Here is a 4,867-nt window from a genome sequence, read left to right as displayed (position 1 = left end):
TTCGCCGGCGGCTTCGCGCGGGCCGCTGTTGTCGATCGAGGTGACGCCGGGCCCGGACAGAGTGACATTGGCGCTGCGTGCCAGCCGCGCCAGCACTTCGCCGCGGGACTCCCGGCCGCGCATCGCCAGACGCTCGGCCAGCACTTCAGGCGAGGCAGTGATCTCGACGACGGCCAGGTTGGCATAGCGTTCGCGCAAGGAGGGGATGATCGCGCGCGACACATTGGCGACAGCGACACGGCCATTGGCGACAGACCAGTCGACATCGGCGGGGATGCCGTAGCGCAAGCCGTGTGCTTCCCAGGAAATGGCGAAGGCGCCATCGGCTTCGGCTTCGGCGAAGGCAGCGTCGGCCAGCGTGTCGTGATCCTCGCTTGCGGCATCGCTCGGCCTGGTGATGACCCGGCGGACGAACTCCAGCCGCGTTTCGTCGGCAAAATGGTTGCGGGCGTAGCCGATCACCGTGTCCTTGCCGGCGCCGCTTGGGCCGACGACGGCGACGAAAACGCCATCGCGGATCGGAAACGTCTCGGCCGAAAGTTCCCGCTCGATCAGTGCCGACACCATCATGCCACCCGGCGTCCCTGCCGCCACACGGTGCGCACGACCGGAACATGGTCGTCGACGCGCACCCGCACCAGATCGGCGCGGCGGCCCTGCTCGATGACGCCGCGGTCGGTCAGTCCAACCGCATCGGCCGGGTTTTTCGAGACCATGGCGACGGCCTGCGGCAGGGAAATGCCTTCGACGACATCGCCGAGGAAGAACGCCGACTGGATCAGGCTGAAGGGAATGTAGTCGGACGACAAGATGTCGAGCAGGCCGTCGCTGGCCAGCGTACGGGCCGAGACATTGCCCGAATGCGAGGCGCCGCGCATGACGTTTGGCGCGCCCATCAGCACACCCATCCCGGCCTCTTTCGAGGCCCTTGCGGCCTCTTCCGTGGTCGGGAATTCGGCAACCCGCACGCCCTGCTCGATCGCTTCGTCGACATGGCCCGATGTGGCGTCGTCGTGGCTGGCCAGCACGATGCCGCGCTCCTGGCAGGCGGCGGCGATCACCGCCCGGTTCGGCGCCGAATTGCGCGCCGATTCGGCCATCCGTTTTTCGCAGAACACCTTGAAGTCGCGATCGGTCAGCTTCAGCTTGCGCTGGTAATAGTAGGCATAGGTTTCGAGATTGACGAACTGGCGCTGGCCTGGCGCATGATCCATCAGCGATGCCAGCTTAACCCGCTCGTCGCCGTCGAAATTGGCGAAAGCCCTGAGGCAGTCGGGTGCCGAAACCTCGCAGCGCAGGTGGATGAAATGGTCGGCGCGCAGACGGTCCTGCTTCACACTGTCCTCGATCGCGTCGGCCAGCTTGCGGATGTCGGCCGATGTCAGGTCGGCGTCTTCGTCCATGCCGACGCGCAAGGCGTCCAGCACGGTGGTGATGCCGGCGGTTGCCACCTGCGCGTCATGGGCGAGCACGGCGGCGATCGGATTCCAGCGCACCTTGGGCCGCGGCGCGTAATGGCCTTCGAGATGGTCGGTGTGCAACTCGACCAGCCCGGGAATAATATAGTCGCCGCCCATATCCTCGCCGATGCGGCCAGAGCCAAGGCTTGCGCCGGCTTCGATGCCGGCGATAAAGCCGTCGCGCAGCACCAGCGAACCTTCGACGATCTCGTCGGCAAGCACGATGCGGGCATTGTGGAGAACAGTCTCGGCGGTCATTTCAGGCAGTCCTTCAGGCGGTTTTTCTGGCCGGGCGGCGCCCGAGCGCGTGATGCGAGAGCACCATGAACGGCGCACCCGGTTCGGTTTCGACAAACAAGGTCAGCGCATCCACCAGCACCTTCTGTTGCAGCACTTCCGCGAACAGGCTGTCGATCGCTGCGCGCAAACGCGGGCTCTCCTGTGACCCCGCCCGGCCGGAGAGCGTCATGTGGAAGCGAAAGGTTTCGAAGACATAGGGGTAGCCCCATTGGCAGAGATTGCGGAACTCGGCCGGCTTCAGCGAATCCGGGCTGCGCCGCTCGATTTCCGCCTCGCTCAGCGGTGCGCGAAACCGGTCGAAGTCGCGCACCACGTCATCGGCGAACCGGTTGAGCGCAGGCACTGGCCCTTCCGGCACCAGTGCGAAGAAGCCGTCGATCTGGCTGACCACGAGACGGGGAATGGTCACCACCGGCGTCACCTCGGCAAAAAGGTCGAGTGCGGCGCGCAGCGAGACTTCCGTCTCGTTGGCAGCCAGGCGGAACGGTGCTTTCAGCGTCGCATGGAAACCATAGCGGCGCGCCGAAGCGGTGTGGAAAGCCACTTCCGCCGCCGACAGGTCGGCCACCGCTTCGACCGGCCTCGTGGCGGCGCCAAACGGGTCGCGGCCCAGCCAGTCGGCGGCGATCCGCGCCAGTGGCTCGTCCTGCCGGGGAGTGAAATAGAGGGCGTAGCGCATGGAAAGTCCTTGTCAGCTTCGCTGCCATAGGTGATTTCCATGACGAATTGACGAAGCCTTGCTGGCTTTCAGGTAACAAAACGCTGCGGCGGGGTCATTAGCCGACGATTTTTTCGTGCTGGACCAGGGGGCGAGTGCTCACGCAGCGACCGATCAGGCCTTCATCAGCCATTCATGCTCGGGCGCATTGTGGAACTTCCACGTCCGCTTCGGTCCTGCCATGACGTTGAGATAATAGAGGTCGTAGCCATGGCAGGCGGCGCAGGGGTGATAACCCCTGGGTACCAGCACGACATCGCCATCCTCGATCGCCATTGCTTCGTCGAGCGCGCGATGGCCGTTCTTGTCGGCGTCGGTGTAGACGCGCTGGAAGGCAAAGCCCTGCGGCGGGTTGAGGCGGTGATAGTAAGTTTCCTCGAGGTAGGATTCAGCGGGCAGATTGTCCTGGTCGTGCTTGTGCGGCGGATAGCTCGACGTATGCCCCCCGGGCGTGATGACCTCGACCACCAGCAGCGAATCGGCCGGCTTGCCCTCCGGCAGGATGTTGGTGACATAGCGCGTGTTGGTGCCCTTGCCGCGCACCTCCTGGCCGAGATCGTCCGGTCCGATGACGCGAACCGGCAGGCCGCCGCCAAGGCCCGGCGCCGAGCAGACCGCGACTTCCAGTTCGGTGTCCGCGGTCACCGACCAGTCCGAACCCTCAGGCACGTAGACCGACCACGGCTTGCCCTCGAAGGGCGACATGCGCTCGCCGAGCAGGCCGAGCTCCTTGCCGCCGGCTGAAGCCTTGCCCTTGCCGGTGACGAACACCAGGCAGACTTCGCGATCCTCCGTCTTGCCGAAGGCGCTCTCGCCCGGCTTCAGCCGATGCAGGTCGAAACCGACATAGGTCCAGCCCGCGCTTTTCGGCGTCACATGGGCGACGCGACCGTGGCCCTTGTCGGCTTTGACGAGCAGCTTCGACATTTTTGTCTCTCCTATCGAAATCTTCGAGATCGGCCGAAGCCTCTCTAACTTCGTCATCCTAGGGCCTAGCAGGAGCGAAGCTCCGTCGCGGAGACCCTCGGATGACGAAGTTAGAAGCACTGGAAGCTAACCGCCGACGCATGCGATCAGTCACTCCTTCGGCTCGGGCCCGACCGGAGGCCTCGCCTCGTCAGCAGGCTTGTAGAGATAAAAAAACTGCCAGACGGCGTAGCCGGCGAAGCCGAGCGCGATCATGCCCCAGAACGGCGTGCCGGTGGCGAACTCGATGATCGACCAGATGACGCAGACCGCGACGACGGCGACACGCCGCCACAAAGGCCGGAAGAAGGGGTGTTCGGAATCTTTCATCGGGCCAATCTACAGCAATCGGCCTCGCCGGGAACCCGTCGCACCAGCCATTGGGAAACTAGACATTTGGAAAGCCTTGCGTCTCGACCGTGTATCCGGCCGCCGTCATGACGCGCATCAATTCCTTGTAGCCCACTTGCGCCATCCTGAGCGGCGGGTTCTTCTTCGGGTCCTGCTCGGCCTCGACCACGAACCAGCCCTCATAGCCATGGTCGGCGAAGCGCTGCACGATGGCGCCGAAGTCCAGCGAACCGTCGCCCGGCACGGTGAAGGCGCCGAGCGCCACCGCGTCGAGGAAGGACTGCTTCGTGCGGTCGAGCTTTTCGATCACCCCCATGCGGACGTCCTTCACATGCACATGGCTGATCCGGGTATGGTGGTTGTCGATGGCGCGCAGCACGTCGCCGCCGGCGAATGCCAGATGGCCTGCATCGAGCAGCAGCGGAATGCCGGCTCCGGAATAGCGCATGAAGGCATCGAGTTCCGGCTCGGTCTCGACCACCGCCGCCATATGGTGGTGGTAGGACAGCGGCATGCCTTGTTCGGCGCACCATTCGCCAAATTCGGTCAGGCGCTTCGCATAGGCTTTCATCTCGTCGTCCGACAGCTTCGGCTTGGTCGCCAGCGGCTTCGAGCGGTCGCCCTGGATCGAACGGCCAACCTCGCCATAGACGATGCAAGGCGCGTTCACCGCCTTGAACAGGTCGATCATCGGCTGGATGCGATCCTTGTTGTCGGCCATCTCCCCATCGACCAGCGTGCCCGAGAACCAGCCGCCGCACAGCGTGACGTCGGCGGCCTTCAGGATCGGCAGCATGATTTCGGGGTCATTGGGAAAACGCCGGCCCATCTCCATGCCGGTGAAGCCGGCCGAGCGCGACTGGCGCAGACATTCTTCCAGCGACACGTCATCGCTGAGCTCCGCAAGATCGTCGTTCCACCACGCAATGGGGGACATGCCCAGTTTGGCTTTCAAGTCGTCACTCCGGTCCTAAAACAGTTTCTTGCTCGTTGGCGCCGCCCCTCATCTGCCTGCCGGCATCTTCTCCCCGTGTAGAGACGGGGAGAAGATGCCGGCAGGCAGATGAGGGGC

The 4,867-nt window shown here is 64.4% G+C and carries 6 protein-coding genes; all 6 read right to left on the bottom strand.

Annotation, left to right across the window (positions count from 1 at the left end; all coding sequences use genetic code 11):
* A partial coding sequence (gene phnN, locus EN884_RS25825; protein ID WP_164895155.1) for a phosphonate metabolism protein/1,5-bisphosphokinase (PRPP-forming) PhnN occupies positions 1–570 on the bottom strand: 570 nt, incomplete at its 3' end.
* Entirely contained in the window at positions 567–1,718 is a 1,152-nt protein-coding gene (locus EN884_RS25820; protein ID WP_063169766.1) for an alpha-D-ribose 1-methylphosphonate 5-triphosphate diphosphatase, read from the bottom strand. The genes phnN and EN884_RS25820, both read right to left, overlap by 4 nt.
* A gap of 13 nt (positions 1,719–1,731) precedes the next feature.
* Positions 1,732–2,439, bottom strand: a complete 708-nt coding sequence (locus EN884_RS25815) for a DUF1045 domain-containing protein (RefSeq protein WP_027161055.1) — start codon at positions 2,437–2,439, stop codon at positions 1,732–1,734.
* Between the two features lie 153 nt (positions 2,440–2,592).
* The gene (gene iolB / locus EN884_RS25810; RefSeq protein WP_063169767.1) at positions 2,593–3,405 is read right to left on the bottom strand and encodes a 5-deoxy-glucuronate isomerase; all 813 of its coding nucleotides are present in this window, start codon (positions 3,403–3,405) and stop codon (positions 2,593–2,595) included.
* Positions 3,406–3,555: 150 nt separating this feature from the next.
* Positions 3,556–3,774, bottom strand: a complete 219-nt coding sequence (locus tag EN884_RS25805) for a hypothetical protein (protein ID WP_027161053.1) — start codon at positions 3,772–3,774, stop codon at positions 3,556–3,558.
* A 58-nt stretch (positions 3,775–3,832) separates the two neighbouring features.
* The gene (gene iolE / locus EN884_RS25800) at positions 3,833–4,750 is read right to left on the bottom strand and encodes a myo-inosose-2 dehydratase (RefSeq protein WP_063169768.1); all 918 of its coding nucleotides are present in this window, start codon (positions 4,748–4,750) and stop codon (positions 3,833–3,835) included.
* Positions 4,751–4,867 lie beyond the last annotated feature (117 nt).

This window comes from Mesorhizobium sp. M7A.F.Ca.AU.001.01.1.1, from assembly GCF_004022735.1.
Classification (GTDB): Bacteria; Pseudomonadota; Alphaproteobacteria; order Rhizobiales; family Rhizobiaceae; genus Mesorhizobium; species Mesorhizobium ciceri.
Note: the sequence above shows the minus strand (reverse complement) of the source record. Positions and strands in the feature narration are given on the sequence as shown.

Coding starts and splice junctions, on each gene's coding strand:
- EN884_RS25820 (WP_063169766.1), bottom strand. CDS start 1,718: ATGACCGCCGAGACTGTTCTCCACAATGCCCGCATCGTGCTTGCCGAC.
- EN884_RS25815 (WP_027161055.1), bottom strand. CDS start 2,439: ATGCGCTACGCCCTCTATTTCACTCCCCGGCAGGACGAGCCACTGGCG.
- iolB (WP_063169767.1), bottom strand. CDS start 3,405: ATGTCGAAGCTGCTCGTCAAAGCCGACAAGGGCCACGGTCGCGTCGCC.
- EN884_RS25805 (WP_027161053.1), bottom strand. CDS start 3,774: ATGAAAGATTCCGAACACCCCTTCTTCCGGCCTTTGTGGCGGCGTGTC.